The organism is Streptomyces sp. NPDC042100 (genome assembly GCF_055582325.1).
Genome location: NZ_JBVJDK010000004.1, coordinates 164,332 through 191,023, shown reverse-complemented (window position 1 = coordinate 191,023; position 26,692 = coordinate 164,332). Strand labels below are relative to the sequence as shown.

Genomic DNA, 26,692 nt, shown 5'->3' with positions numbered 1-26,692 from the left:
CGCTGTTCAGCCTTTCTTCACGGTGGAGGGGAGCAGGGGGGTGAGCAGCCGGTGCGGCCGGGCGAGGGCCCGGCTCACCGGGTCGGCGTCCGGGCCGGGGGCGGCGAGCCCGGGGCCTGGTGTGACCAGCAGGTCGGCGACCGGGACGGACGCCCCGCAGCCGGCGCAGCGCCCGTCCTCGCCGACCGGCGCCTCGTCCCCGACGTGCCGGAAGACGCGGCGCGGGCCGCCGCCCGGGCCCGGATAGAACAGGTCGCCCCAGGAGGTCAGCGCCCGCACGGCGGGCCACAGCGCCACGCCCTTGGCGGTCAGCGTGTAGACCTCCCGGCGGCCGGTGTCCGGGCGCCGGTCCAGGACGCCCGAGGCCGTGAGCGTGGCCAGCCGGTCGGTGAGCACCGCGCGCGGCACCGAGAGGTGCCCGGCGAACTCGCCGAAGCGGCGCACCCCGTAGAAGGCGTCCCGCACGATCAGCAGCGTCCAGCGCTCGCCGACGACCTCCATCGAACGGGCGAGGGCACAGGTCTGGCCGCTGTAGTCGCGCGGAAGTGTCATGGACGGACCATACCCCGAAGAGTTCGGTGACCGAACTCTTCTGCGGGCGTTCCGTCGGCACGGGGCCGTTCGCGCGCCCTCCGGCTAGGCTCGGCGCACGATGAACAGCCCCCACCAGCCCCCGGAGCCCAAGGCCGACAAGGCGGGCGTGCGCCGGCACAACCTGAGCCTCGTGCTGCGCACCGTGCACGAGGCCGGGGAGACGACCCGCGCGGCCGTCGCCGCCCGGGTGGGCCTCACCCGCGCCGCCGTCTCCTCGCTGGCCGAACAGCTCCTGGAACGCGGGCTGCTCGTGGAGTCCGGCAAGACCTTCAGCGGCCAGGCGGGCCGCCCCGGCACCGTCCTCACGCCCGCCCCCACCGGCCCCGCCGGACTCGGCGTCGAGATCAACGTCGACTACGTGAGCGTCTGCGTCGCCGACCTCGCCGGCACCGACCGGGTCCGCCGCACCGAACCGCTGGAAGCCCGCGACCACGCCCCCGCCGACGTGCTCGGCCGGGCCGCCGCGCTCGCCGCCGCCGTCCTGGCCGAGGCGGCGGCCCGGGACCTGCGCCCCACCGGCGTCCGCCTCGCGCTGCCCGGCCTGGTCTCCGGCGGTACCGTCCGCCAGGCCCCCAACCTCGGCTGGAACCGGGTCGACGCCGACGCCCTGTTCGCCGCCGCGCTCGCCGCGGCCCGCCCGCCCGGCGCCCCCGCCCTGCCGGTCGCCTCCGACAACGAGGCCAACATCGCGGCGCTGGCCGAGCTGTGGTTCGGCGCGCTCGACGGCATCCGCAGCTTCCTGCACGTCACCGGCGAGATCGGGGTCGGCGGCGCGATCGTCCTGGACGGCCGGCTGCTGCGCGGCGCGCACGGCTACGCGGGCGAGCTCGGCCATCTGACCGTCGCCCCCGACGGGCCCCGCTGCCGCTGCGGCGCGCACGGCTGTCTGGAGCGGTACGCGGGCCAGAGCGCCCTGCTGAGCGCGGCCGGGGCCCGCTCCCTGGACACCCTCGCCGAGCGGGCCGCCGCCGCCGAACCCCGCACCCTCGCCGCCCTCGACGAGGCGGGCCGGATGCTCGGCGTCGCCCTCGCCGGGGCCGTCAACCTCCTGGACCCGCAGGCCGTGGTGCTCGGCGGGATCTATCCGCGCCTGATGCCCTGGCTCGGTCCCGCCGCCGCGGCCGAGCTCGCCGACCGGGTCGTCTCCGGCCTCTGGCCGCCCGGCGCCGGCCGGCTGCGCCCGGCCTCCGGCACCGCCACCACGGCCAGGGGCGCGGCGGCGCTCGTGGTCCGCGACATCCTGGCGGACCCGCTCACGTACGGAGGGTGAGCGGGTCCGGTGCGGGAGCCTCCGGGACACCCCCTAGAGCGTGTCTCTTTGATCGGCTGGTCAGTTGATCGGATGTGTCTGTCCGGTTAGTGATCACTGATGCGATGTGGGACCGGATCGAGCCGCTGATGCCGGCCGATCCGGTCCGCGGTCGGCGGTGGGCCGATCACCGCCGAACCCTGGAGGCCATCGCGTGGAAGTACCGCACCTGCTCGCCCTGGCGGGACCTGCCCGACGAGCTCGGCTCGTTCCAGACGGCCCACAAGCGGCTGATCAGGTGGGCCGTGGACGGCACCTGGGAACGCATCCTCGCCGCGGTCCTGGCAGCGGCCGACGATGCTGACGACATCGGCTGGACCGTGTCGGTGGACTCCACCGTCTGCCGGGCTCACCAGCATTCCGCTGGCGCCAGAAAAAAGGGGCTCCAGGCCGGGCCGAACCCGACGACCACGCACTCGGACGCTCGCGCGGCGGCCTGAGCACGAAGGTCCACCTTGCCAGCGACGCCCGTGCACGGCCCCTGGCCCTCCGCGTCACCGCAGGGCAGGCGGGTGATGCTCCAGCCTTCGACACCGTCATGGTCGCCATCCGCGTTCCGCGAAGCGGACCGGGGAGACCGAGGACCCGGCCCGATGCCGTCCTGGCGGACCGTGCGTACTCATCCCGCGCGATCCGAAGTCACCTCCGCCGACGCGGAATCCGCGCTGTCATCCCCCAGCCGTCCGACCAGGTCGGCCACCGTCTGCGGCGGGGCCGTGCCGGCGGCCGACCGCCGGCCTTCGACGCCGCGGCATACAAGCAGCGCAACGCGGTCGAGCGGTGCATCAACCGGCTCAAGCAGTGGCGCGGCCTGGCCATGCGAACGGACAAGCTCGCTATCGCCTACCAGGCCGCACTCCACCTTGCCGCCATCCTCATCTGGAGCCGGCGCTGAGCCAGACGTCCGAAGGATTCGTCAGGCCCGCCCATGGACAATGAGCTGGTTTTGTTCTCCGTCAAAGATGCCGGCCAGGACGTCGGCCTCCTGCCGGTGCCCGTCGAAGAGGCCCCGCTGGTCGACATGCACGATCAGGACGTCGTGGCTGTCGATTACCTCGGAGATGCCCCGGGTCTCAATCGTGTCCGACCACGCGTCCAGGTTCCGGCCGAACCACTCTGGCAGTCCGCACGGCTCGCTCACCGCGTCCCAGAAGTCGTTGAGTGTCTCGATCAGCCGACCCCGCAGGTCAACGATCAGCTCGCTGTCCGTCATCGCAGCAGACTAACCAGCCCCACCACGAGAATCACCGGTCAAGGAGACACGCTCTAGACGCGCACGCCGTGCCCCCGCAGATACGCCAGCGGGTTGACGTCCGAGCCGAAGTACGGCGTGGTGCGCACCTCGAAGTGCAGGTGCGGGCCGGTCACCCGGCCGGTCGCCCCGGACAGCGCGATCCGCTGCCCGCCCGACACGCTCCGGCCCGCCGACACGTCGATGCGCGAGAGGTGCGCGTACTGGCTGTAGCGCCCGTCCGCGTGCCGGATCACCACCTCGTAGCCGTAGCTGCGGTTGTAGCCCGCGTGCACCACCCGGCCGGGCCCGACCGCCCGGACCGTGGTGCCCGTGGGCACCGCGAAGTCCTGGCCCGTGTGGTAGCCCTTCGACCAGGAGCCGCGCTGCCCGTAGTAGCCGGTGAAGTGGTACGAGGAGACCGGCGCCGTCCAGCCGCGCGCGCTGCCCTGGGACGAGGAGCCCGGGGAACTCCCGGCCGGGCCGCCGCCCTTGGCGCCGGTGCGCCGCTCGTACTTCTCCTGGTGGCTCGTCCAGTACCAGTGGCCGCCGCTCTTGAACCAGTACACCCGGTACGCCGGTTCCCAGCCCTGCCGCCCGGGGAAGACCGGCTCACCGGCCGGGCGCCGGTGCTGCCGAGGGGCCTTGTGGGCCGTCGCGCCGGTCCGCTGGGCGTACGTGGACTGGTGGCTGGTCCAGCGCCACTGGCCGGCCTCGTTCTTGAACCAGTAGCGCGAGCCGTCCCAGCCCGCGTGCGAGGGGGCGGGCTCGGCCGCCGCCGTGCCCGCGCCGGTGCCCGCGAGGGCCACCGCGCCGACGGTCGCGACGACCGCGCAGCGCACCCCGCGCAGGGCGCCGGTGCCGCCGCGCTCCGCGCGGGCGGCCGTCCGGGCCGCCGCGCAGCCCGCGCACGCGCAGGCGGAGTCGGCTGTCTCGTCGGTGAACTCGGGGGGTCGCAGCTCCATGGGTGCGCTCGCTCTCTTCGGTGGGGTCGCCGAGATCGGTGAGGTGGATGGGATGGGATGGGTGGGGGGAAGGTCTGTGCGTGTGGAGGGGGAGAGGGGCCGGTGCGCGCGGCTCCTCGCGGCCGCTCCCGGCTACACCCGGCCCGCGTCGGCCGTGCCGCCGCCGCGCCGGGTGTAGAAGGCCACGGTCAGGTCCTTGACCAGGGCCTGGCGTTCGAAGTCGTCGAGCTCGACCAGGCCCCGGGAGGTCAGCCGGGTCACCGTGTCGTCCACGGCGTCGATCACGCTGCTCAGCACGGAGTCGCGGTGCTTGGCGTCGAGCGCGGCGATCTGCCGCCGCTGCATCGCCGCCGCCACCTCGGGGGCGTACTCGATCCGGGTCGGCTGGGCCGAGAAGACGGCGATGCCGACCGGGCGGCACTCGGCCGCGAGCAGCCGGGTCAGCGTCCCGCCGACCGCCTCCGCGTCCCGCAGCGTGGGCCCGTCGCCCCGGAAGGCGTCCGCCGGGAGCTGGGACAGCACCCGCGCGGACGCGGCCTCCACCTGCTCGCGCAGGTAGTCGAGGTGGTCGTCCACCGCGAGCAGGGCCCGCGCGGTGTCCTTCACCGACCACACCACCAGGATCACCACCCGCAGCGCCGAACCCTCCGCGTCCACCACGCGGATCGGCTCGCTGCGCCAGTGCCGCAGCCGCACGTCCATCCGGCGGCGCAGCACGAACGGGCTGATCCAGACCAGACCGGTGCGCCGCACGCTGCCCCGGTAGCGGCCGAACAGCGAGAGGACCCAGGCGGAGCCGGTCCGGCCGCGGGTCAGCCCGCCGAAGGCGAGCACCGCGAGGGCGACGCAGCCGCCGAGCGCCGCCCACTCCCACGGGGGCAGCTCGACCGAGCGCAGCGGACGGGACCGCCACAGCAGGGTCCCGGCGCAGCCGAGCGCGCCCAGGCCCACGAGGACCGCGAGCCAGCCGGGGGCCGCCGGGCCGCGGCGCTCCACGAGTTCGGGGTCGTCCGGCGGCGGGCGGAGCGGGAGGCCCGAGGGGCCGTCCCGGGTGTCCTCCGGCTCCGGGCGGGCGGGGCGGCCCTGGGCACGGGGCGTCCGGGGGAGCGCGGGGAGCGTCGCGGTCGGCGCCGCGGGGTCGGCCCGGAAGAGGTCGTCCATCGGTATGCCGTCCGCGTGCCAGCGCGCGCGTACGGGCAGGGGCCGCTTCTGTCGCTCGGTCATGTGGCCCTTCCGGCCGTCCCCCGTGGAGGTGACGACGTGTCTGATGATCTTCCGAACCATGGTCACAGGGGTTAATGTCCGAATTGCCGTGGCGAAGGTCCCGAATCGGACGGACTTTGGTCCCGGGACCCGCTACCGGACCCCGTCCCGGGGGCCGTTGTCAGTGGTCCCCCCTACCGTTCTCGACATGACGACGAAGACCTATCTGGAGCTGTCGCAGGACGGCGGCGGCGCGCACAAGTTCTACGAAGTGACGGTCGACGGCACGGTGGTGTCGGTCCGTTACGGACGGATCGGCGCGGCCGGCCAGACGCAGACCTCGACCTTCCCGACCGTCGAGAAGGCGCGGGCCGCCGCGGCGAAGAAGATAGGGGAGAAGGCCCGCAAGGGGTACGCGCCGGCGGTCCAGGGGGAGCGCGCCGCCCGCGCGGTCAGCCGCCGCGCCGTCAGCTCCGCGCCCTCCACCGCCCGCGCCGTCGCCCCGGTCCTGTGGCGCTTCCGCACCGGCTCCGCGGCCTTCGGCATCCACGTGGACGACGAGCGCTGCTGGGTGGGCAACCAGGCGGGCGAGGTCTTCACCCTCGGCCACGGCGGCGAGGTGCACGCCCGCTTCAGCCTCCCCGACGGCGTCAAGTGCCTGGTCGCCGACGACTTCTGGATCTACGCGGGCTGCGACGACGGCCGGGTCTACGACCTGTCCTCCAAACTGCCCTTCGCCGCCTACGAGATCGCCGCCGACGTCGACATCTTCTGGCTCGACATCCACGAGGGCGTCCTCGACGTCGCCGACCGCTCCGGCCGGCTCACCGTCATCGACCACGAGGACGAGCACCAGTGGTCCCGCGCGGGCCGAGGCGAGCACGCCTGGATGGTGCGCGCCGACTCCGGCGGCGTCTACTACGGCGACAGCGCCGGCGTCACGGCCTACGCCCCGGACGGCGGAGGCGAGCTGTGGCACACCCCCGCCGACGGCGGGGTGCTCTTCGGCTGGCAGGAGCAGGACGCGGTCTACGCGGGCACCGCCCGCCGCAAGGTGCACCGGCTCGCCAAGAAGGACGGCCGCACCGAGGCGGTCTACGGCTGCGACAGCCCGGTCTACTCGTGCGCGACCTCGCCGGGCGGCCGCTTCGTCTTCGCCGGGGACAACGCGTCCTCCGTCTACTGCTTCGCCGAGGACGGCACCCGGCTCTGGAAGCTGGGCACCGGCGGCGGTTCGGCTCTCTCCATGCAGTACCGCGACGAGCGCCTGTACCTGGTGACCACGGACGGCTCGCTGCTCTGCGTGGACGCGAGCGAGGCGGCCATCGCCGCCGCCCAGCAGGGCACCGTCCCGGTCGCCCAGGACATCAAGCTGGCCGCCGCCCTGCCCACGTACGCCCCGGCGACCACCGTCGCCGCCGTCGACGCGGTCCGCTCGGCGCCCGCCGGATCGGTCGTCGTCGAGTGCGTCCAGGAGGGCGGCCGGACCCGCGTCCACGTCGTCACCGAAGGCTACGAGACCGGGTGGAACGTGCAGTTCCCCCGCGCCATCAGGGAGCCCGGCGCGCGCTACGTCGTGGACGCCCTGCACCCGGCGTCGGGCGGCTTCTACCGGGTCCGAGGCGACATCCGGCGCCTGCTGTGAGCACCTTCGAGGCGGCCGAGGGGGACGGGCCCGCGCCGTCCGGGCGGGATCCGGAGCAGCGCTCGCGCGAGGTCCGGGCCGCCTTCGACGGGCTGCTCCAGATCCGGCGGCTGGCCAACCCCCGGGGCGGCGACCCGGCGGCGAGCCCCGCCGAGTGGGAGCGCGCCCGCCCGGTGCGGGCCGTCGCGATCGCCCTGGAGGCCGCCGGGCAGCCGCCCTCGGCGCTCGACGCCGCCGGCACCCGCACCGCCACCGGCTACCGGGTCGCGCCCGGCGAGCGGCCCGGCACCGCCGTGGTCGAGTGGCTGGGCCCGCCCGGCTCCGGCGCCGCCCGGGAGGAGGAGCGCGCGCTCACCGCCTGCGCGGCCGTCCTCGACCGCCTCGGCTGGGACGCCCTGCTCTACCGGGGCCCGCGCCGCCGCCACTTCCTGGAGGTGGAGCCGGGCGGGACTCGCTGACGCCGTGGGGCCTGCACCGCCGTCACCTCGCTCCTCATCGACCGCGCCTGACGGCCCCGTGACCGACAGGGGCCGCCCGGCGGGCGTGGGCGGCTCCGATCGGGTGGACTCCCGGAACACGCCCGGCGGCGCCGCCTCCGGGCGACGGGGGCGGTGTTCCTCTGGGCGTCCGTGCCCGTGACCCGGAGGAAGCCACCCCCATGCGACGACGTACGCCCTCCCGCCGGCTGCTGGCCGCGACGCTTCTGGTGGCGTCCGTGCTGGCCCCGGTGGCCGCCGCCCCCGCCACCGCCGTCCACGCGGCGAGCGCGCCCGCGCCCGGCGCCGGTGGCACCGGCGGGGACGACTGCCCGCCGGACGGCTTCGGCCCCGAGCTGACCGCCGAACTGGACAGGACCATCGAGAAGGTCCGCGTGCGGGCGGGCATCCCCGGCGTCGTCGTCGGGCTCTGGATGCCCGGCCGGGGCAGCTATGTGCGGGCCACCGGCGTCGCCGACAAGGCCACCGGCGAGCCGATGTTCACCGACACCTACGTGCGCATCGGCAGCGAGACCAAGACCTTCACCGTCACCGCGCTCCTCCAGCTCGTCGACGAGGGGCGGGTCGGGCTCGACGACCCGATCGCGAAGTACGTCCACGGCGTCAGGAACGGGCACCGCATCACCCTGCGGCACCTCGCCGAGATGCGCAGCGGGCTCTACCCGTACACCGCCGACAAGGACTTCGTGCGGGCGCTGCTCAGCGAGCCCCGGCGCCAGTGGACCCCGTGGGAGGCGCTGCGGTACGGGCTGAAGCACGAGAACACCGCGAAGCCCGGCACGACGTTCCAGTACTCCAACACCAACCTCGTGCTGCTCGGGCTCGTCGTGGAGAAGGTCACCGGACGCCCGCTCGCCGAGGTGCTGCGGCACCGGGTGCTGCGCCCGGCGCACCTGAAGGACTCGGCCCTGCCGTACGGCGCCGAGTTCCCCGAGCCGCACGCCCACGGCTACACGAACCAGACGCTCAGCGGCGCGGTCGAGGACTCCACCGACTGGAACCCGAGCTGGGCCTGGGCGGCCGGCGGGATGACCTCGAACCTGCGCGATCTGCGGCACTGGGCGGAGGTCCTCGCCACCGGGCGGCTGCTCAGCCCCGAGACCCAGGCCCAGCGCCTGAAGACGCTGCCGACCGGCTTCCCGGGCACCGCGTACGGCCTCGGCATCCTGAACACCAACGGCTGGATCGGGCACAACGGTTCGCTGCCGGGGTACGAGACCGTCACCGTCTACCTGCCCGAGCGGAAGGCGACCCTGGTCGTCCTCCTCACCACGGACTCGCTCTCCGGCGGCCAGGAGCCGTCGACCCTGCTGGCCCGCGCGATCACCGAGGTGGTCACCCCGGACCACGTCTACGCCGGGGCGATCCCGCCGCGCTGAGCGCCGCCGGGCGGGCTCAGGCGATGGAGGCGGACAGCACCGCCGAGACGGCCAGGTTGCACGAGGCGGTCACCCAGACCGCCGGGTGCGGCTCGGGGTCGACCAGGGTGGCGCCCAGCCGGCCCGGGGTGACCAGGTCCACCACGAGGAAGGCCACCGCCATCATCACCAGCCCCAGCAGCCCGAACGCCGCCGTCGAGACCAGGCCCTTGGCGAAGTCCTCGTAGGTCGTCCAGATCGACGTGAAGACGATCCCGCCGATGCCGAGCAGCGCGGAGGACAGCAGCACCGCCGCGTTCCGGTTGCGCTCCTCCCAGATCTGCCGGCCCAGCTTGCCCGGGGTCAGCAGGTCGATCAGGAAGATGCCGAGGATCAGCAGGACGACGCCGAGGGCGCCGTACGCGGAGGCCCGGCCGAGGCCGTTGACGATGTCGCTCATGGGAATGCCGGCTCCGGGGCAGGGGGATCGCGCACGCTCGGGAAGCGTGAACGGTCGCGGTCAAGGAACCGGAAAAATGTAGCGCAGCGCGCCGGGGCCCCGGCCGGGCGGGCCGGGGCCCCGTGGCTCCGCATCCCCCGCCGGGGCGGCGGGCCCGCGCCGAGCGGCGCCGCTCGTGCCCGGTGGCGGTCGCGCCGAGCGGCGGCCCGGTCCGTGCCCGCCCGGCCGGGGCCGCGCCGCGCACAGCCGGGTCCGTACCGCGTCGGCCGGATCCGTGCCGGGTCAGACGCCCGGCGGGATCTGCCTCGCGCGGGAGCGGACCATGAAGGCGGTCACGATCTCGGCCACGCCCACCACCAGCAGCCAGACACCGCCGAGGACCGTCAGCACCGCCACCGACTCCAGCGGCGAGACGATCAGCACCACACCGGCCAGCGCGCTGATCACGCCCAGCGCGATCTGCCAGCCCCGGGCCGGCATCATCGGGTCGGAGGCGGCCGCCACGGTCTGCATGATGCCTCGGAACAGCCAGCCGATGCCGATCCACAGCGCCAGCAGCAGGAGCGACTGGGTGGCGCCCTTGAAGCAGAACAGGCCCAGCAGGATGCCCAGCGTGCCGCTGATGAAGGCCATCACCCGCAGCGAGGTCCGGGCGTGCGTGCCGAACGCGGCGACCAGTTGCAGCACACCGCTGACCAGCAGGTAGATGCCGAACAGCACGCCGACCACGGTCAGCGTGGCCTTCGGCCAGGCCAGCACGATCACGCCCAGCGCCAGCGAGAGGAGTCCCGCGATCAGCGTCGCCTGCCAGGCGAGCCCGGCCAGCAGCCCGAGCGGCCCGGGGGGCACGTCCCGTCCGGGACGGTCGTCCGTCTGTGTCATGACCTCACTCCACTCCTCGTCGCGCCGCCTCCGAGGGCGGTCGCGTACGTGCGCAGGAACAGCGCCTCGGCCAGCGCCATCGTCTCGATCTCGGCGGGGTCCACGCTCTCGTTGGGCGCGTGGATGAGGCAGCCGGGCTCCTCGACGCCGATCAGGGCGATCTCCGCCTGCGGGAACCGCCCGGCCAGCACGTTGCACAGCGGGATCGAACCGCCCTGCCCCGACCGGACCATGTCCTTCCCGTACGCCTGGCCCAGCGCCGAGGCCAGTGCCCGGTAGGCGGGGCCGTCGGTGCGCGCCTCGAAGGGCTGGCCCGCGCTCTCGTACTCCACCTCCACCCGGGCGCCCCACGGCGCGGCCGCGAGCAGATGGGCGCCGAGCGCCGCCCGTGCCTCCTCGGCGTCCGTGCCCGGCGGCACCCGGAGGCTGACCCGGGCCCGTACCTTCGCCTGCACGGCGGCCGAGGAGCCCACCACCGGCGGGCAGTCGATGCCCAGCACCGTCACCGCCGGGCGTGCCCACAGCTCCTCGGCGACCGTCCCGGTGCCCAGCAGCGACACCCCGTCGAGCACGCCGGCGTCGGTCCGGAACCGCTCCTCCGGATAGGCGACGCCCGCCCAGCTCCCCTCGCCCGGCAGGCCCTTGACCGTGGTGTTGCCCGCCTCGTCGCGCAGGCTGTCCAGGATGCGCACGAGCGCGGCGAGCGCGTCCGGGGCGGGGCCGCCGAACATGCCCGAGTGCATCTCCCCCTTCAGGGTGGAGACGGTCACCACCGCGGTGGCCAGCCCGCGCAGCGAGGTGGTGGCGGTGGGCAGGCCGCGCGCGAAGTTGCCGGTGTCGCAGATCAGCAGGGCGTCGGCGGCGAAGAGTTCCGGATGCCTCGGCACCAACTGTTCGAGCCCGCCGGTGCCCTGCTCCTCCGAGCCCTCGGCGACGAACTTGAGGCCGACCGGGAAGCCCTCGCCGTCCGGGCCGCCGAGCGCGCGCAGGGCGGTCAGGTGCATCGCGATGTTGCCCTTGCAGTCGGCGGCGCCCCGCCCGTACCAGCGTCCCTCGCGCTCGGTCAGCTCGAACGGCGGGGTGCGCCAGGCCGTGTCGTCCAGCGGCGGCTGCACGTCGTAGTGGCAGTACAGCAGCACCGTCGGGGCGCCCTCGGGGCCCGGGGCGTGCCCGACGACGGCGTCGCTGCCGTCCGGGGTGGTGACGCGCCGCATGTCCGTCAGCCCCGCCTCGGTGAACGCCGTCACCAGGAAGTCGGCGGCCCGCGCGCACTCCTCGGGCGGGAACTGCCGGGGGTCGGCGACCGAGCGCATCGCGACCAGCGCGGTCAGGTCCTCCTTCGCGCGCGGCATCAGCGCGCGCACCTTCGCGCGCAGGGCGGCGGTCTCCGGCGCATCGGCTGTCATGCGGCCCCTTCCGTCGGGCGGGTGACTGCGCTCTCACTAAAGCAACACACGGCGAACGCCGCAAAACATGACAAAAATGACCTGAACGGCCGAGTATCGCAGCGGCTCCCGCCGCCGTCCGGAGCAGAGTGGAGAGCGCCCGTGGAGCTCGCCGCACCCGCCGCGACCCCGTCACGCACCGGGAGACCCCATGACCCCGCTCAACCGCCGCGACCTGGGACTGCTCGTCCTGCGGGTCGGCACCGGCGCCGTCCTGGCCGCCCATGGCACACAGAAGCTCTTCGGCTGGTTCGGCGGCGGAGGCATCGAGGGAACCGCCCAGGGCATGGAGGCCATGGGCTTCTCGCCCGCCCGGGAGAGCGCCATCGCCGCCGGGCTCGGCGAGGCGGGCGGCGGCGCGCTGCTCGCCCTCGGCCTCGCCACCCCCGCGGCCGGGGCCGCCGCGGCCGGCGCCATGGCGGGCGCGGTCGCCGTGCACGCCCCGGCCGGCTTCTTCGCCCAGGGCGGCGGCTACGAGTACCCCGCCTTCCTCGGCTTCACCGCCGCCGCCATCGGCGTCGCCGGCGCGGGCCGCTACTCCCTCGACCACGCCACCTGCCACGTCCTCGACCGCCCCTGGGTGGTCGCCGTCGCCTTCGTCGGCACCGCGCTCGCCGCCGCCGCCGTCGTCGGGCGCCGGGCCCAGGCCCAGGCCGACGCGCAGGCGCGCCCCGAGCCGGAACCCGTGCACGAGGCCGCCCCGGACCCGGAGGGCTGAGCCCATGCGGGCCATGACCATGCCCCGGTACGGCGGTCCCGAGGACCTCGCCCTCACCGAGCTCCCGGACCCCAAGGTCGCCCCCGGCGAGGTGCTGGTCCGGGTCGTCGCCGCCGGGGTCAACCCGGTCGACTGGAAGATGGCCGCCGGGGGCCTCGACCCCCTGATGGTCACCCACTTCCCGCTGATCCCCGGCTGGGACGTCGCCGGGGTCGTCGAGCGCAACGGCCTGGACTCCACCGAGTTCGCCCCGGGCGACGAGGTGTTCGGTTACATCCGCAAGGACAGCGCCGAGTGCGGCGGCTACGCGGAGAAGGTCTCCGTCCCGGTCCGGATGCTCGCCCGCCGGCCGCGCGCGCTCGACTGGGCGCAGTGCGGGGGCCTGCCGCTCGCCGGGCTCACCGCCCTCCAGGCCGCCGACCGGGTCGGCGTCGGCGCGGGCGACACCGTGCTGGTGCACGCGGCGGCCGGCGGCGTCGGCTCGCTCGCCACCCAGCTCGCCGTCGCCCGGGGCGCCCGGGTCATCGGCACCGCGGGCCCCGCCAACCGCGCCTTCCTGCGCGAACTGGGCGCCGAGCCCGTCGCGTACGGCCCCGGGCTCGTCGAGCGGGTGCGGGAACTGGCCCCGGGCGGGGTGGACGCGGCGCTCGACTTCGTGGGCGGCGAGGCGGTCGACGCGTCGCTGGACCTCCTCGGCTCGCCCGCCCGGCTGGCCTCCATCGCCGACCACCGGGCCGCCGCGCTCGGCGGGCACTACGTCTGGGTGCGGCCCGACGGGGCCGGCCTGGCGGCCCTCGCCGCCCTCGCCGACGCGGGCCGCCTCACCGTCCCCGTCGAGCGGGTGCTGCCGCTGGCCGAGGCGGCCGAGGCCTGGCGGCTCAGCGCCGGCGGCCACACCCGGGGCAAGCTGGTCCTCTCGGTCGGAGAGGACGCGCCGGCTCGATAGTGTTCGGGAAGATCCGGAGCCCTCCCGGTGCTGGCACCTACGGGAGGGCAGGGGGAGACCATGCGGACACGCGAGGGAAGGAACGGGCGCCGGCCATGAAGATCGATCTCACGGACACCAACTCCAGCAAGATCAACAAGACGATCCTGGAGGCCCGGCGCGCGGTCGGCACCCCGGCGGTCGGCGTGGTGCTCACCCTCGTCATCGTCACCGACGAGGAGAACGCCTACGACGCCGTGAAGGCGGCCAACGACGCCTCCCGCGAACACCCTTCCCGCACCCTCGTCGTCATCAAGCGGCACGCCCGCTCCCCGCGCGGCCGGGCCGAGACCCGGCTCGACGCCGAGGTCCGGGTCGGCACCGACGCGGGCGCGGGCGAGACCGTCCTGCTCCGCCTGCACGGCGAGCTCGGCACCCGCGCCGACTCCGTCGTGCTGCCGCTGCTGCTGCCGGACGCCCCGGTCGTCGTCTGGTGGCCGGTGGACGCCCCCGAGGTCCCCTCCCGCGACCCGCTGGGCTCGCTCGCCCAGCGCCGCATCACCGACACCTACGCCGTCGAGGACCCGCTCGCGGCCCTCGCCGCGCGCGCCGCCTCGTACGCCCCCGGCGACACGGACCTCGCCTGGACCCGGCTCACCCCCTGGCGCTCCCTGCTCGCCGCCGCGCTCGACCAGGCCGGCGCGACGGTGGTCTCGGCCGCCGTCGAGAGCGAGGCCGACAACCCCAGCGCCGAGCTGCTCGCCCGCTGGTTCGGCGTCCGGCTCGACGTGCCGGTGGAGCGGGTGGTCACGGACGGCCCGGTCGTCACGGCCGTCCGGATGGGCACGCCCGACGGCGAGATCCGCATCGACCGCCCGGAGGGCCCGGTCGCCCACCTCGCCATCCCGGGCCAGCCGAGCCGCGTGATGGCCCTCAAGGTGCGCACCACGGCCGAGCTCATCGCCGAGGAGCTGCGCCGCCTCGACCCGGACGAGGCGTACGCCGCGGCGCTGCGGTACGGGGGGTAGCCGGGCGCCCGGCCGATGGGGCCCGCCCGATGGAGCCCGTCCCGATGGAGCCCGCCCGATGGGGCCCGCCTGATGGGGCCCGTCCCGATGGAGCCCGCCCGACGGAGCCCCTCCGTCAGGGGCCGTGCCGGGTGCGGAACCACGCCATCGGCGCGCCCCCCGGGGGCGCCGTGACGGACGGCCCCGCCTTCCCGCCCCCGCCGCTACCCCGGCAGCAGCCGCGTGTGCCCCTCGGGCAGCTTGGGCCACCAGTGGTCGTAGCGGCGGTAGAGCGCCGGGTCGCGGGAGGCGAGCAGCGCGTGCAGCGAGCGGGCCTCCCCGGCCAGCCCCTCCCACGCGCCCGCCGGAAGGGAGTGGAAGGCGCGCGCCTCGATGCCGCCCTCGGCCGGCCGCCACACCCCGGCCACGTAGCCGTCGACCAGCAGCGTCGGCAGCACGTCCCCGTTGACCCGTATCACCGCCCGCCGGTACTCCGGCGGGATCACCCGGGCGCGGTCCGCGTACGCCAGCAGGACGCTGTCCCACATCCCCAGCAGCCTTGGCGGGGCGGGCGTCTCCCCGTCCGGCCGCACCGCCCCGGGCAGGTCGAACAGGACCGTGCCGTCCGGCCCTTCGAGCCGCTCCAGACCGTCGCCGAGCTCTGTCAGCACCTGGCGCACCGGGCCCCGCCGCACCATCGCGAACTGCGCCACGTCCGCCACCGAGCCGGGCCCGAAGCCCGCCAGGTAGCGCAGCACCAGCTCCCGCAGCGCCTCGGGCGGCTCCTCCCGGCCGGTCACCGGGGCCCCGCCGGACGCCACGAACGAGGGGCGCTGCCCGAACGACCAGGGCCCGCCGGTCGGCTGGTGGTGCAGCGGCGCGTACGCCCGCAGCCCCCACCACGCGCCCTCCGCCCGCTCCTCCCCGACCCGCTCCGCCAGCCAGCCGCGCAGCTCCGCCACCGTCCTCGGCCGCTCCGCGAACTCCAGCAGCCCCGGCACGAGTTCCTCGCCCTCGGCGGGGGTGAGCCCCGTCGCGGCGAAGCGGTAGCCGAGCCGGGTCCCGTACAGCGTCCGCTGCAGCGCCTCCCGGAACACGCGGTAGTCCCCGGCGTGCACCGCGTGCAGGGTGATCCGCATCAGCGTCGCCTTCACCACCTCCCGCCCCGCGAACACCGCGTCCACCTCGGCCGGATCCAGCCCGTCCAGCCGGTTCCACAGCGCCACGTACGGCGAACCCGGGTGCTGCGCCTGGAGCGCCACGACCCGCCGGACGCCCTCGGCCGCGCCCAGCGGCGCGCGCTCCAGGAGCAGCTGGCGGGCCAGGGCGGCGCGGTTGAGCCCACGTGCGGTGATCTTCATGCCGGGCATTCTCCCCGAGATGCCGGGCATTCTCCCCCGAGGTGCCGGGCAGTCTCCCCGAGCGCGCCCGCCGCCGCCCCGCGTGGGGCGGGGCCGGGCCGACGCGCCGTCGTCCCCCGACCCTTTCCCTCCCCGTCGCCGCAGCTCGTAGGGTCGCTACGCGCGTCGCCCACGGGGGCGCGCCGACCGCTCCACAACGCACCGTCCCAGGGGGAACGCACCGCCATGTCCAGGATCCTCGTCGCCGCCACACCCGTCGCCGGCCACCACGCGCCGCTGCTCCAGATCGCCCGGCACCTCTCCGGTCTCGGCCACGAGGTCGTCTTCCTCGGCGGCTCCCGCTTCGCCGCCCAGGTCGAGGCCGCCGGGCCCGCGTTCCGGGTGCTGCCCGCCGAGGCGGACTACGACGACCGCGACCTGCCCGCCCGCTTCCCCGGCCGCGCGGCCGTCCCCGCCGGACCCGCCCAGGTGCTGTGGGACGTCAAGCACATCTTCGGCGACCCCGTACCGGCCCAACTCGGGGCCCTGCGCGCGGTGCTGGCCGAGTTCCCCGCCTCCGTCGTCATCCACGACAACCTCTTCCTCGGCGGCGTCGCGCTCTCCCTCGGCGCGGAACCGGGCCGCCGCCCCGCCGTGTTCGGCGTCGGCATCTCGCCGCTCGGCGTCGACAGCCGCGACACCGCACCGCACCTGCTCGGCCTGCTGCCGCCCGCCGACGAGGCCGAACGCGCGCGCTACGCCGAGCTCTCGGCGACGATGGCCGAGCGCGCCGTCCCCCTGATGGAGCACCTGCGCGGCTGCTTCGCCGCCGCCGGGGTGACCCTCGGCGAAGGCTCCCTGATCCGCCACCGGGTCCAGTCCGCCGACCTGTTCCTCCAGCTCACCGTGGCCGGATTCGAGTACCCGCGCAGCGACCTGCCCGGCAACGTCCGCTTCGTCGGCGCCATCCCCGTCGAGCCCGGCACCGCCACCGCCCCGCGCCCGCCCGCCTGGTGGCCCGAGCTCGCGCGGGCCCGCGCCGAGGGGCGGCGGATCGTCGTCGTCACCCAGGGCACCCTCGCCAACACCGCCCTCGGCCGCCTCGTCGTCCCCACCCTGCGGGCCCTCGCGGACCGCCCGGACGTCCTCGTCGTCGCCGCCACCGGCCGCCCCGACGCCGCCGAGCGGATCGCCGCCGAACTCCCCGAGCTCCCCGCCAACGCCCGCGTCGCCGGCTTCGTCCCCTTCGCCGAACTCCTCCCGCTGACCGACCTGCTGGTCACCAACGGCGGCTACGGCGGCACCCAGGCCGCCCTCGCGCACGGCGTCCCGCTCGTCGTCGGCGGCGACACCGAGGACAAGCCCGAGGTCGCCGCGCGCGTCGAATGGTCCGGCACCGGCGTGAACCTGCGCACCGCCGAGCCCTCCGCCGAGGAGCTCCGCGCGGCCGTCGAGACCGTGCTGGCCACCCCCTCCTACCGCGAGCGCGCCGCCGCCCTCGCCGAGGAGTACGCCGCGCACGACGCCCTCGCCCTCATCGACGGCCTCGTCCGCGAGGCAGCCGGCCGCGCCCCCGCCGGCTCCGGCTCCGGCCCCGCCCCCGCCCCCGACCGGAACGATCTCGCCAAGCTGCGGTAAGAGTTGGCCGAGACTCGGTCAAGCCTCCGGGACGGCTTGCTCCCGCCCCGTCGCACCCGTAAGGATCGCCCGCACGCACAGAGTCGAACGGGGGGCGCCATGAAACCTCGCCTGGTCTTCGTCCACGGCATCGGCGGCCCCCGCGACGCCGCCGCCGACCTGGAGGAATGGCTGCGGGCCGCCGCCTCGGGCGCCCGGGCCGCCGGGCACGCGGAACGGGCCTCCGGCCTCACCGGAGGCTGGGCCGCCGACGCCCGCTTCGCCTACTACGGCGACCTGTTCCGCGCCCCCGGCAGCCAGGGCGCCGGGGGCGCCGGAGCGGAGCGGGACGAGGACGGCGAACTGCTCGCCGCGCTGCTCCTGGAGGCCGTCGACGCCCGGCTCGCCGAGCCCGCCGCGCCCCTGTCCGCCACCGAGACCCGCGCCCTGCGGCACGCCCGCACCCAGCTCGCCCCGCCGCCCGGGGCCCAGGGCGCGGGGGCGCCCGCCCGCCGCGCGGTCAACGCCGTCACGACGCTGCTCGCCGTCCCGGGCCTGCGCGCCCTCGGCGGCTGGCTCGGCGCCCGCACGACGGCCGGGATGCTCGGCCAGGTCGCCCGCTACCTCAACCGCGCCGAGGCCGACCCGAGCGGCGCCACCCTGGACCGCCGCGTCCGCGCCCGCGTCGCGGCCTGCCTCGACCCGGACGGCCCCAACGTGGTCGTCGCCCACTCCCTCGGCACCGTCGTCGCCCTGGAGACCCTCCACGAACTCGCGTACGGGGACGGGGCCGGTGACGGCACCGGCACCGTCCCCGGCACCGAAGCCATAGCCGGGGCCGGGCCCGGGCCCGGAGCCCGGGGAGGCCCCCGGGTCCCGTTGCTCGTCACCCTCGGCTCACCGCTCGGCATCCGCACCGCCGTCCAGCCCCGGGTCCGGCCCCAGCCCCTCGCCACGCCCGGCGCCGTGGGCCGCTGGCTCAACTTCTGGGACCGCGACGACCTCGTCGCCGCCCGCCCGCACCTGGAGAGCTTCGTCCGCCCCAACGCCGACGCCGTCCGCCCGGTCTCCCGTCGCGTCGACTCCGACGGCGCCTGGGTCCACCCGGCGGCGAAGTACCTGGCCCAGCCCGCCGTCGCCGGGCCGCTCGTCGAGGCGCTGACCACCCTCGGGGAGCGATGACCGGACCCCGCCACGTGCTGGTGATCGGGGCTCAGTGCCCCGGACTCGGCCTCCTCGACGAGCTGGAGCAGGCCGCCCGCGCCCTCCACGACACCCTCACCACCCCCTGGGCCGGCGCCTGCGAGAAGGAGCAGCCGCACGGCCCGACCCTGCTGTACGGACCCGGGCTCACCCGCGCCCGGGTCGACGAGGCCGTCCGGCGGGCGGGCCGGGCCGCCGCCGACGCCGGGGCCGTCCTCGTCCTCGGCCTGCTCGGCCACGGCATGGCCGCGGGCACCCGGCTCTACTTCATGGCCGACGACTCCCGCGCCGAGGAGCCGATGAGCGCCGTGGACGTCGGCTCGCTGCTCACCGCGCTCCTCGACACCCCCGGGCTCGACGGGGTGCTGGCCCTCGTCGACACCTGCCACGCGGGCAACGCCCAGCCCGACCTCGGCTCCCTCGCCCTCGGCGTGCGGCGCGGCGACACCCGGTTCTCGCTGCTCATGGGCGCGGGCGCCGAGGAGGAGGCGTACGGGCTCCGGTTCAGCCGCACCCTCGTCAAGGTGCTCGACGCGGGCATCGCCGACGAGGGCGAGACGCTCGCCGCCTCGGCCGTCGTCCGGGCCGTCCGCGAGGACGGCGGCGCCGAGGGCCAGGCCGTCCACCACACGGACCACGACGGCGCCCCGTTCGCCACGGGAGCGCTCTGGCTCGCCCGCAACGCCCGCCACGGCGACGCCGGGCCGGGCGCCCCGCTCGGCCCGGTCGGCCGCGCCGAACTCGACCTCGCCCTCGGCGCCCTGGGTGACCCGGGCGGCCCGGTCGGCCCGGTCGGCCCGGTCGGTACGAGCGCCCCGGGCGGCCCAGGCGACCCCGGCGACCGGGTCGGTACGGGCGGCCCGGGTGGCCCGGGTGGTCCTGGGGCCCCCGGCGGTCCCGGCGCCCTCGGCCCCGGCGCTCTCGGCCCCGGCGCTCTCGGCCTCCCCGCCTCCGTCCTCTTCGCCGACGCCCGGCGCCGGGACGCGCTCGACCGCCGGCTCGACGCCCTGCCCGAGCCCCGGCGGAGCTGGGCGCGCCGGGTGGTGCGGGCCCTGCGCGACGCCGTGCGCACCCAGGAACTGCTGGCAGGCTGGCCCGGCGCCGACCTCACCACCGCCCTGCTGCGCCGCGCCCTCGCCGTGGCCTGCCCCGCGCCGCTGGTCCCGCCGCCCGAGTCCTCCGGCGGCGAACTGCTCAGGGACGCCGTCGAATACCTGCTGTTGCGCGCCCCGCGCGCCGGGCAGCGCCCCACCGAACCCCTCGCCGCCTTCGTCGCCGCCCTCGCCGTCGAGAGCTTCGTCGACCCGCACGATCCCGCGCTGCGCCGCTGGGCCCACGACCTCGGCGCCGGGATCGACCTCAACGACGCCTTCGAGCGGCTCGCCGACAGCGCCCGGGAGACCCGGCTGCGGCTCGTGGTCAGCCTCCACGCGGCCGTCGGCGACGAGTGGCCCGAATCGCTCGCCGTCTGGCTCCTCGACGGCGGCACCGTGTGCCGGCACGAGGAGTTCCCCTGCCCCGCGCAGGACCGGGCCGGCGTCGAACGGGCCCTCGTCGGCGTCCTCAAATGGGCCTCCTGGCACGCCGACGCCCTCGACGCCCCGCTGCGCCGGGTCGAGATCGCCGCCCCCGCCCCGCTGCTCGCCACCTGGCGCCCGGAGGACACCGACTTCGGGATGCGCCTCGGCGACCTGCACGACGTGGTGCTGCGCTGGAGCGACCGCATCCAGCCACCCGAGCACCTGTTCTGGATCAACGGCCAGGCCAGGACCGTCCTCAAGGCCATGGACGCCCACGCCGAGGGCAGCCGCGTCGACTGGCTCGGCGAGGCCGACACCCGCCGCGCCGAGGAACTCCACGAGCGGCTGCGCCGCTCCGCGCCCCGCAGCCGGGCCGTCGCCCTGGCCCACCGGCCCGCCCAGCTGCCGGACCTGATGGAGATCCTGCTGGCCTCCTCGCCGATCGTGCTCTGGCCGAACCCGGCCCGGGCCGGCGAGGGCGCCCCGGGCGCCGACGGGGACCCGGGCGCCCCCGGGACCGCCGTACCGGAGCCCGTACGCCGTTCCGTGGACACCTACTGGCATCTGCTGCCCGCCGAGTTCAGCCGCGCCTACCGGGAGCACCGGCGCGCCGGACCCGGGACGGACGGCGGCTGCGGCCCCGCCGACCCCGCGCGGCTCCGGCTCGCCGGACTGCGCACGGTCTGGGACGGGCACGAATGGCTGGAATTCTGCAAATGGTTCGACCGCGAGCACACGGCTCGGGAAGGATTCCCCCGGGAGTCGTTCCCGATGGAGGGGGAGAGTCCCGCATGACCTGGCAGCCTTTCTACGTCGGCGACGGCGCCGCCCCGGCCGATCCCGAGCGCCCCGTCGCGCTGCCCCCGGCCCCGCCCTGGCGGGAGTTCCCGCGCCGCTCCCTGCACGAGCGGTTCGTGCCGCCGCCCGGCCTCGTCGAGGCCGTCAACGCCGCGCTCGCGCTGCGCCGCCCGCTGCTCGTCACCGGACCCGCCGGATCCGGCAAGTCCACCGTCATCGAGCAGGTCGCCGCCGAACTCGCCCTCGGCACCGTCCTGCGCTGGCACATCACCTCCCGCAGCGGCCTGACCGAGGCCCTCTACCGCTACGACGCGCTCGGCCGCATCCACGCCCAGCGGCTCCACGGCGCCGACGGCGGCGACAACGGCGACGACATCGCCCCCTTCCTGCGGATGGGTCCCCTCGGCACCGCCCTGCTGCCCGCCGACCGGCCCCGCGCGCTGCTCATCGACGAGATCGACAAGAGCGACCTCGACCTCCCCAGCGACCTGCTCGACGTCCTGGAGCGCGGCGAGTTCGAGATCCCCGAACTCGCCCGCTACGGCACCGACCTCGTCGCCGTACGCGAATGGCAGGGCGACGAGCGCCACGAGGTGCGGCGCGGACGCGTGCAGTGCACCGAGTTCCCGTTCATCGTCATGACCAGCAACGGCGAACGCGACTTCCCGGCCGCCTTCCTCCGCCGCTGCGTCCGCTTCACCATGCCCCTGCCCACCCCCGACACCCTGCTCCGGATCGTCGAGGCCCACCTGGGCGCCGGCACCGCCCGCACCCCCGAGGCCGGCCGGCTGCTCACCGTCTTCCTCGAACGGCTCACCGCGGGCGAGAGCCTCGCCGTCGACCAGCTCCTCAACGCCGTCCACCTGCTCGCCGGAGCCGACGCTCCCGACGAGCACCGGCGGCAGGCCGTCGAGGAACTGATCCTGCGCGAGCTCTCCCGTGCCTGATCCGCTGCCCGGACTGCTCTCCGCCCTGCGTTCCGCCGTCCCCGACCTGGACGGCACCGCGCTGGCGGAAGCCCTCTGGCTGGCCGCCCACAGGGCAGGGGACCCGACCGCCGCCGCGGACCGGCCCGCGAGCGCGCCCCCCGCCGACCGCCCCACCCCGCCGCCGGACACCCCCGACAGCCCGCCCCGCCCCGAGGCCCCCGCCCCCCGCCCGGCCGGCCCCGACCCGGCCGGCGGACCCCGGCCCGCGCCCGGCAGCCGCCCGCTCCACGAGCGGCTCACCGGCGGCGACAGCCGCGTCCGAGGCCACGCCGTCGCCGCGCCCCGCGCCACCGGACTGCCCCGGTCCCTGGAGCTGACCCGCGCGCTGCGCCCCTGGATGCGGCGGTGGCCCCGGGGCCGGCGCACGGCGCTCGACGTCGACGCGACCGTCGAGGGCTACGCCCGCAGCGGCGAGCTCATCCCGGTCCTCGCGGCGGCGCCCGAGCGCTGGTTCGACCTCGCCCTCGTCGTGGACCGCTCGCCCGGGATGCGCGTCTGGCAGGACACCGTCGCCGAGTTCACCGCCGTCCTCGACCGGCTCGGCGCCTTCCGCACCCTGCTCGTCACCGACCTCTCCTTCGACGCGGCCGGCGAACCCCTCGTCCCCCGGCGGCTCCGCTCCGCCGACGGGCGCCGGCTCGTCGTCGTGGTCTCCGACTGCATGGCCGGGGCCTGGCGCCGCCCCGAGGTCTGGCACCTGCTGCGGGAGTGGGCGGGCGTCACCCCGACCGCCGTCCTCAACCCGCTGCCCACCCGCCTCTGGCGCCGAGGCGGCCTCAACCTCCCCACCGGCCGCTTCCTCCCCGTCGCCCCCGGCGCCCACCGCAGCCGCGCCCCCGTCGCACCGCCACCGCTCCTCGGCCCGCCGGACGCGCCGGGTGTGGCCGGTGCGGTGGGGGAGGCCCGTGTGCCGGGTGTGGCCGGTGCGGTGGGTGGGGCCGGTGCCGCCGGTGTGGCCGGCGCGGCAGCCTCCGCCTCCTCCGCCGCTTCCGCCGTGTCCCACGCGGCCTCCGCCCCCGCCGCCTGGCTCCCCGTCCCCGTGCTCTCGCTCACCCCGCACTCCCTCGGCCGCTGGTCCCAGGCCCTCATGCGCGGCGCGCCGGAAGGGTGCACCGCCATGCTCGTCCCGCCGACCGGGCGCCTTCCCGGGGCCGCGCGGCCCGCCGCGAGCCCCCTGCCGCCCGACGTCCTCGCCGTCAACCTGCTGCGCACCGCCTCCCCCCGCGCGGCCCGGCTGGCCGTGCTCTGCTCCCCGTTCGACCGCCTCAGCCTGCGGCTGCTCCACCTGCTCCGCGAGCAGCTGGTCCCCGAGGCGGGCATCGCCGACATCGCCGAGGTCGTCACGAGCGGGGTCTTCGAGACGGCCGAGGACGCCGCCGGAGGCGTCGAGCTCGTGCTGCCCCCCGCCGCCCAGAGCGTGCTGCGCGAGCGGCTGCCCGCCCACGAACTGTGGGCCGTCCACCAGGAGCTCGACCGCTACGTCGCCGAGCACGGCCCCGGACCGGCCCGGCTGCCGTCCGTCGCGGGCGACGGCACGGGACCGCACGACTGGGCCGCCGAGAAGGAGGCCTTCGCGCGGGCCTCGCGGCGCACCCTGGAACTCCTCGGCTTCGCCGCCCCCGAAACGGCCGAAGGGGACGGAGGGAACAGAAGTGACGGACGGGACGGAGGAGGTGAAGGACCCGACGGGCCCGACGGCCCGGACGGGGCCCCGGCCGAGCCCGCCTTCGTCGGCCACGCCGAACTCCTCGACGAGGCCGTACGCGCCCTCGCCGACGGGACCGTACGGCTGCTGCGCGTCACCGCCCGCGACGGCGTGCCCGGCGCGGGCCGCACCGCCTTCGCCCGCCAGGTGGCGCACCGGCTCCGCCCCGACTTCCCCGACGGCGTCGTCCTCGTACCGCTGCGCGGCTCCACCCCGCACCCGCTGCCCGCCGAGGCGGCGCTGCACCGGATGCTGCGGGGTGTGGGGGTCGCCGAGGAGGACATCCCCGACGCGCGCCCGCCGGAGGGCGTGCGGACCCTCGTCCAGGCGCTGCGCACGGCGACGGCGGGCAGACGGGTCCTGCTCGTCCTCGACGACCTGGGCGGCGACCGGGACCTGACCCCCCTCCTCCTCGACCCGCCGCCGGGCTGCGCGGTCCTCGTCTCCGGCCGCGACGAGCCGAAGGCCCCCTACCTCCGGTCCGGCGGGGACGGCGTCCTCCAACTGCCGCCCCTCCAGGGCCGAGACGCGGCCGAGGTGCTCGCCGCCGCCATGGGCCCGGACGCCTCCCCGGACCGGGCCGCCGAGATCGTCGGCCGGGACGCGTGGTGGCCGCTGACGCTGCGCCTCCTCGGCGGCGTGTTCGCCACCGCGTCCGACCCGGACTTCGCCCTGCGCGGCTTTCCGGGACGCCGCCGCTCCACCGAACAGGCCCTGGACCCGGTCCGGTTGATCCACGATGTCCTCGGAACGGACCGCGTCTCCGGGGGCCGGGTCTGGGGCGCGCTGGTGCGCCTCGCGGGCGTCGGCACCGGGGAGTTCACCCGCCAGGAGGCCGAAGCCGCCCTGGACGGCAGCCCTGCCGGGAACGCCCGCCTCCTCGACGCCCTGCTCCGCTCCGCCCTCCTGGAACGCACCGGACCCGAACGGTACGCCCTCCCCGGCGCCGTCCACGCCGAGGTCGAACGGGAGGCGTCCGCCGACCCCCGCCGCGCCGTCGCCCGCGAACGCGTCACCCGCGTCCACCGCGCCGCCGCCGCCGCGCTCCGCGAGGAACGCCACCCCGGCGGCGCCCTGCCCGCGCTCCTCGGCGTCACCCCCGCGGCCGCGCCGCACCCCGAGGTGTGGATCCCGAACGCGCTGGTCCCCGCCCGCACCGGCGCCCCGGGCCCGGACGCCGACACCCTGCTCCTCCTCCACGAGAGCGGCGCCGACCCCGCGTACCGGGCCCGCTTCACCCATGCCGCCCGCTCGCTCGTCGACGGACGCTCGCTGCTCACCGACGAGGCCTGGGTGCGGGCCGTCGTCGCCCTGGCCCACGCCCAGTACGCCGCCGGGCGGCCGCGCGAGGCCTGGGACGCCCTGCACAAGGCGAGCACCTTCCAGCTCCAGGGCGACGCCGCCACCTACGGCCCGGCGGCCCTGCTGCTGGCCCGGCTCTCGCTCGGCGGCGGATCCGGGACGACCGGGGCCGCGGTCTCCTGGGCCGAGGAGGCCCTCGCCTACCTGGACGTCGGCGCCACCGCCCGCAGCCCCGAGACCGCCGACGCCCTGCGCTGCCTCGAACAGGCCCTCGCCGAGGACCGCGCGTACGCGGAACTGGGCACCGCCCAGCGGCGGCTGGCCCGGCACCTCGCGGACCGGGGGCTGCACGACGAGGAGGGCCGGGTCCTGGCCCGGCTCGCCGACACGCTGCTCTTCCTCGACCGCCCCGCCGAGGCGGCGGCCCCGGCCCGGCGGGCCCTCGCCCTCCTCGAAGCCGCCGGCGACGAGGAGGGGGCCCGGACGGCCCGGCGGCTCCTGGACGGCGCCACGGCCCCCGAACAGCCGTCGCCCGACCGGCTCTTCGTCGCCCTGAGCGGCGCCGAACCGGAGCGCCTGGCCGCGGCGGCCCTCGGCGTCCTGGCGGACCTCGCCCTCGACCGGCGGCAGGTCCACACCACCGCGGGCCACGTGCTGCTGCTCCTCGACACCGCCGCCCCCGTCCACGAGGTCCTGCGGGAGCTGGCCGAGCGGCTGCCCCCGCGCCTGGACGGCGCGGTGCCCCGGATCGCGGCCCACACCGGCCCGGCCCGCAGCGGCGCCGACGACCCGTTCCCGGGCCTGGGCGCCGAGTACGCCCGGTCGATGCTCCACTCCGTCGAGTTCGCCCGGCTGTCGGCGCAGCACCCGGACGACGTCACGCTGTGCGTCTCCCCGGAGGTCTTCGCCCTGCTGCGGGACACCGGCTTCCCCGGAGGCTTCGGCCAGGACGTGGTGCGCACCGGCGACGGCGACGAGGTCTGCGTGATCCTCACCCCCCGCCTCGACCTCGCCGCGATCGACGGCGAACTCATCGAACTGGGGCTGGCGTTCAACGAGCACGACCCCGAGGGACGGCACCTCGCCGGCCTGCTGCGTGAGGCCCTGGACGCCCTGCCCGAGACACTGGCCACCGGCCGCCCCGTCACCACCGGACCCGGCCGCGTCGAACGGTGGCTGACACCTCGGCTCACCCGCTCCCTCCCCTTCACGGAGGCCCGGGCCGCCGAGACCCGGACGGCCGAGACCCGGACGGCCGAGACCAGGATCACGGAGGTCCCGCCGGGCGGTCTGCGCTGGGCGCGCCCGCAGGGGGACGTGCCGTTCGCCGTGCGATTCTCCTTCCGGCGCGACTGGCGGGGCTTCCGCCCCGAGAACGCCGGAGGCGTGTTCCTGCTCGTGTACGCGGACGACGCGCGGGCCCGCTGGTCGGCGGGCCTGCTGCGGGTGCGGCCCGAACACCTCGTGCCCGGCGGCCCCCAGACCGGCCTCGTCCTCACGCCCGAGGCGCTGCGCGGCGCCGTCCTCTGGCTGCACCGGGAGGCGCCGCTCCCGGAGAACGTCCTGCTCGGCCTCGACCCGGAGACCCGGGACGGGATCCTGGCCGAACCCGACGACGTGGCCCGCACCGCCGCCCTCTTCCGCAGCGTGACGCGCCGCCGGGTGGCCGCCTCCACCCTCCGCGCCTTCGTCCGCGCCAAGGAGGAGGCCCGGACCGTTCGCCTCGCGGGCGGCGCCCTGCGCGAGGAGGGGCTGCTCCTCCTGCGGGGCAACCCGCGCGGCCGGGAGACCGCCCGGACCCTGCGGCTGCCGGTACCGGAGCCGGACGAGTACGTGTGCGTGGCCCTCACCCGGCGCCGCTCCGAGCACGGGTCACGGCCCTCGGTCGTCGCTGACGGGGCCGCCTGGGTCGTCGCGCTGGACGACGACGAACTCGCCCCGCTCCCGTCGGGCTTCCCCAACCTGCGCAGCCGCTGAGC

At 76.5% G+C, this 26,692-nt stretch carries 21 protein-coding genes; 13 read left to right on the top strand and 8 right to left on the bottom strand.

The features are described from left to right. Positions 1–6 precede the first annotated feature (6 nt). Positions 7–552, bottom strand: a complete 546-nt coding sequence (locus ACZ6J5_RS10805; RefSeq protein WP_469389939.1) for a winged helix-turn-helix transcriptional regulator — start codon at positions 550–552, stop codon at positions 7–9. 100 nt (positions 553–652) lie between these two features. Between ACZ6J5_RS10805 and ACZ6J5_RS10800 the strand changes: the two genes are divergently transcribed. Further along, complete coding sequence (locus ACZ6J5_RS10800; protein ID WP_469389937.1) at positions 653–1,864, top strand: ROK family protein; 1,212 nt, start codon at positions 653–655, stop codon at positions 1,862–1,864. A gap of 104 nt (positions 1,865–1,968) precedes the next feature. Further along, positions 1,969–2,798, top strand: a protein-coding gene (locus tag ACZ6J5_RS10795; RefSeq protein WP_469390514.1) for an IS5 family transposase whose coding sequence is annotated in 2 segments (ribosomal slippage) — positions 1,969–2,295 and positions 2,298–2,798 — 828 coding nt in all. Because the reading frame shifts where the segments join, the coding sequence is not laid out codon by codon here. Positions 2,799–2,819: 21 nt separating this feature from the next. Here ACZ6J5_RS10795 and ACZ6J5_RS10790 read toward each other — a convergent pair. From ACZ6J5_RS10790 to ACZ6J5_RS10780, 3 genes are all read right to left on the bottom strand, one after another. Further along, positions 2,820–3,116 (bottom strand): barstar family protein, encoded by a 297-nt coding sequence (locus ACZ6J5_RS10790; protein WP_393007925.1) that lies wholly within the window; start codon positions 3,114–3,116, stop codon positions 2,820–2,822. A 53-nt stretch (positions 3,117–3,169) separates the two neighbouring features. Next, positions 3,170–4,099, bottom strand: coding sequence for a M23 family metallopeptidase (locus ACZ6J5_RS10785; protein ID WP_469389935.1), 930 nt, complete (start codon positions 4,097–4,099; stop codon positions 3,170–3,172). A gap of 132 nt (positions 4,100–4,231) precedes the next feature. Next, the gene (locus ACZ6J5_RS10780; RefSeq protein WP_469389933.1) at positions 4,232–5,323 is read right to left on the bottom strand and encodes an SPFH domain-containing protein; all 1,092 of its coding nucleotides are present in this window, start codon (positions 5,321–5,323) and stop codon (positions 4,232–4,234) included. A gap of 187 nt (positions 5,324–5,510) precedes the next feature. Here ACZ6J5_RS10780 and ACZ6J5_RS10775 point away from each other — a divergent pair, with 187 nt between their 5' ends. From ACZ6J5_RS10775 to ACZ6J5_RS10765, 3 genes are all read left to right on the top strand, one after another. Continuing rightward, complete coding sequence (locus tag ACZ6J5_RS10775) at positions 5,511–6,947, top strand: WGR domain-containing protein (RefSeq protein WP_469389931.1); 1,437 nt, start codon at positions 5,511–5,513, stop codon at positions 6,945–6,947. Beyond that, entirely contained in the window at positions 6,944–7,405 is a 462-nt protein-coding gene (locus tag ACZ6J5_RS10770) for a hypothetical protein (RefSeq protein ID WP_469389929.1), read from the top strand. The genes ACZ6J5_RS10775 and ACZ6J5_RS10770 overlap by 4 nt, the downstream gene beginning before the upstream one ends. A 200-nt stretch (positions 7,406–7,605) precedes the next feature. Next, positions 7,606–8,823: a serine hydrolase domain-containing protein gene (locus ACZ6J5_RS10765; protein ID WP_469389927.1), complete on the top strand. Its 1,218-nt coding sequence runs from the start codon at positions 7,606–7,608 to the stop codon at positions 8,821–8,823. Positions 8,824–8,839: 16 nt separating this feature from the next. Here the strand turns inward: ACZ6J5_RS10765 and ACZ6J5_RS10760 are convergent, their stop codons facing one another. The 3 genes from ACZ6J5_RS10760 to ACZ6J5_RS10750 form a co-directional block, all read right to left on the bottom strand. Further along, positions 8,840–9,262 (bottom strand): DUF350 domain-containing protein, encoded by a 423-nt coding sequence (locus tag ACZ6J5_RS10760; protein ID WP_362483473.1) that lies wholly within the window; start codon positions 9,260–9,262, stop codon positions 8,840–8,842. Between the two features lie 282 nt (positions 9,263–9,544). After that, positions 9,545–10,144 carry an HdeD family acid-resistance protein gene (locus tag ACZ6J5_RS10755; RefSeq protein ID WP_469389925.1) on the bottom strand — a complete coding sequence of 200 codons (600 nt, stop codon included), beginning with the start codon at positions 10,142–10,144 and terminating at the stop codon, positions 9,545–9,547. Beyond that, positions 10,141–11,550: a M20/M25/M40 family metallo-hydrolase gene (locus tag ACZ6J5_RS10750; RefSeq protein ID WP_469389923.1), complete on the bottom strand. Its 1,410-nt coding sequence runs from the start codon at positions 11,548–11,550 to the stop codon at positions 10,141–10,143. The genes ACZ6J5_RS10755 and ACZ6J5_RS10750 overlap by 4 nt, the downstream gene beginning before the upstream one ends. A 190-nt stretch (positions 11,551–11,740) precedes the next feature. On the opposite strand from ACZ6J5_RS10750, the gene ACZ6J5_RS10745 reads away from it, so the two are divergent. The 3 genes from ACZ6J5_RS10745 to opcA all read left to right on the top strand — a co-directional run bounded on the left by ACZ6J5_RS10745 (position 11,741) and on the right by opcA (position 14,260). Next, positions 11,741–12,307, top strand: a complete 567-nt coding sequence (locus ACZ6J5_RS10745) for a DoxX family membrane protein (protein ID WP_469389922.1) — start codon at positions 11,741–11,743, stop codon at positions 12,305–12,307. A gap of 4 nt (positions 12,308–12,311) precedes the next feature. Beyond that, positions 12,312–13,253 (top strand): NADP-dependent oxidoreductase, encoded by a 942-nt coding sequence (locus tag ACZ6J5_RS10740; protein WP_469389920.1) that lies wholly within the window; start codon positions 12,312–12,314, stop codon positions 13,251–13,253. 95 nt (positions 13,254–13,348) lie between these two features. Continuing rightward, a complete protein-coding gene (opcA, locus tag ACZ6J5_RS10735; protein WP_469389918.1) occupies positions 13,349–14,260 on the top strand; it encodes a glucose-6-phosphate dehydrogenase assembly protein OpcA in 912 nt (303 codons plus the stop codon). A gap of 203 nt (positions 14,261–14,463) precedes the next feature. On the opposite strand, the gene ACZ6J5_RS10730 is transcribed toward opcA, so the two are convergent. Next, complete coding sequence (locus ACZ6J5_RS10730) at positions 14,464–15,600, bottom strand: winged helix DNA-binding domain-containing protein (RefSeq protein ID WP_469389916.1); 1,137 nt, start codon at positions 15,598–15,600, stop codon at positions 14,464–14,466. A gap of 225 nt (positions 15,601–15,825) precedes the next feature. On the opposite strand from ACZ6J5_RS10730, the gene ACZ6J5_RS10725 reads away from it, so the two are divergent. The 5 genes from ACZ6J5_RS10725 (at position 15,826) to ACZ6J5_RS10705 (ending at position 26,690) form a co-directional block, all read left to right on the top strand. Then, the gene (locus tag ACZ6J5_RS10725; protein ID WP_469389914.1) at positions 15,826–17,217 is read left to right on the top strand and encodes a nucleotide disphospho-sugar-binding domain-containing protein; all 1,392 of its coding nucleotides are present in this window, start codon (positions 15,826–15,828) and stop codon (positions 17,215–17,217) included. 99 nt (positions 17,218–17,316) lie between these two features. Next, positions 17,317–18,378, top strand: a complete 1,062-nt coding sequence (locus ACZ6J5_RS10720; RefSeq protein ID WP_469389912.1) for an alpha/beta hydrolase — start codon at positions 17,317–17,319, stop codon at positions 18,376–18,378. Beyond that, on the top strand, positions 18,375–20,714 hold the full coding sequence (locus ACZ6J5_RS10715; protein WP_469389910.1) for a vWA-MoxR associated conflict system protein: 2,340 nt from the start codon (positions 18,375–18,377) through the stop codon (positions 20,712–20,714). Before ACZ6J5_RS10720 ends, ACZ6J5_RS10715 begins: the two co-directional genes overlap by 4 nt. Then, entirely contained in the window at positions 20,711–21,664 is a 954-nt protein-coding gene (locus tag ACZ6J5_RS10710; RefSeq protein WP_469389908.1) for an AAA family ATPase, read from the top strand. The genes ACZ6J5_RS10715 and ACZ6J5_RS10710 overlap by 4 nt, the downstream gene beginning before the upstream one ends. Beyond that, complete coding sequence (locus ACZ6J5_RS10705) at positions 21,657–26,690, top strand: NaeI family type II restriction endonuclease (protein WP_469389906.1); 5,034 nt, start codon at positions 21,657–21,659, stop codon at positions 26,688–26,690. The genes ACZ6J5_RS10710 and ACZ6J5_RS10705 overlap by 8 nt, the downstream gene beginning before the upstream one ends. The last annotated feature ends 2 nt before the right edge of the window (positions 26,691–26,692 follow it).

Coding starts and splice junctions, on each gene's coding strand:
- ACZ6J5_RS10805 (WP_469389939.1), bottom strand. CDS start 552: ATGACACTTCCGCGCGACTACAGCGGCCAGACCTGTGCCCTCGCCCGT.
- ACZ6J5_RS10800 (WP_469389937.1), top strand. CDS start 653: ATGAACAGCCCCCACCAGCCCCCGGAGCCCAAGGCCGACAAGGCGGGC.
- ACZ6J5_RS10790 (WP_393007925.1), bottom strand. CDS start 3,116: ATGACGGACAGCGAGCTGATCGTTGACCTGCGGGGTCGGCTGATCGAG.
- ACZ6J5_RS10785 (WP_469389935.1), bottom strand. CDS start 4,099: ATGGAGCTGCGACCCCCCGAGTTCACCGACGAGACAGCCGACTCCGCC.
- ACZ6J5_RS10780 (WP_469389933.1), bottom strand. CDS start 5,323: ATGACCGAGCGACAGAAGCGGCCCCTGCCCGTACGCGCGCGCTGGCAC.
- ACZ6J5_RS10775 (WP_469389931.1), top strand. CDS start 5,511: ATGACGACGAAGACCTATCTGGAGCTGTCGCAGGACGGCGGCGGCGCG.
- ACZ6J5_RS10765 (WP_469389927.1), top strand. CDS start 7,606: ATGCGACGACGTACGCCCTCCCGCCGGCTGCTGGCCGCGACGCTTCTG.
- ACZ6J5_RS10760 (WP_362483473.1), bottom strand. CDS start 9,262: ATGAGCGACATCGTCAACGGCCTCGGCCGGGCCTCCGCGTACGGCGCC.
- ACZ6J5_RS10755 (WP_469389925.1), bottom strand. CDS start 10,144: ATGACACAGACGGACGACCGTCCCGGACGGGACGTGCCCCCCGGGCCG.
- ACZ6J5_RS10750 (WP_469389923.1), bottom strand. CDS start 11,550: ATGACAGCCGATGCGCCGGAGACCGCCGCCCTGCGCGCGAAGGTGCGC.
- ACZ6J5_RS10745 (WP_469389922.1), top strand. CDS start 11,741: ATGACCCCGCTCAACCGCCGCGACCTGGGACTGCTCGTCCTGCGGGTC.
- ACZ6J5_RS10740 (WP_469389920.1), top strand. CDS start 12,312: ATGCGGGCCATGACCATGCCCCGGTACGGCGGTCCCGAGGACCTCGCC.
- opcA (WP_469389918.1), top strand. CDS start 13,349: ATGAAGATCGATCTCACGGACACCAACTCCAGCAAGATCAACAAGACG.
- ACZ6J5_RS10730 (WP_469389916.1), bottom strand. CDS start 15,600: ATGAAGATCACCGCACGTGGGCTCAACCGCGCCGCCCTGGCCCGCCAG.
- ACZ6J5_RS10725 (WP_469389914.1), top strand. CDS start 15,826: ATGTCCAGGATCCTCGTCGCCGCCACACCCGTCGCCGGCCACCACGCG.
- ACZ6J5_RS10720 (WP_469389912.1), top strand. CDS start 17,317: ATGAAACCTCGCCTGGTCTTCGTCCACGGCATCGGCGGCCCCCGCGAC.
- ACZ6J5_RS10715 (WP_469389910.1), top strand. CDS start 18,375: ATGACCGGACCCCGCCACGTGCTGGTGATCGGGGCTCAGTGCCCCGGA.
- ACZ6J5_RS10710 (WP_469389908.1), top strand. CDS start 20,711: ATGACCTGGCAGCCTTTCTACGTCGGCGACGGCGCCGCCCCGGCCGAT.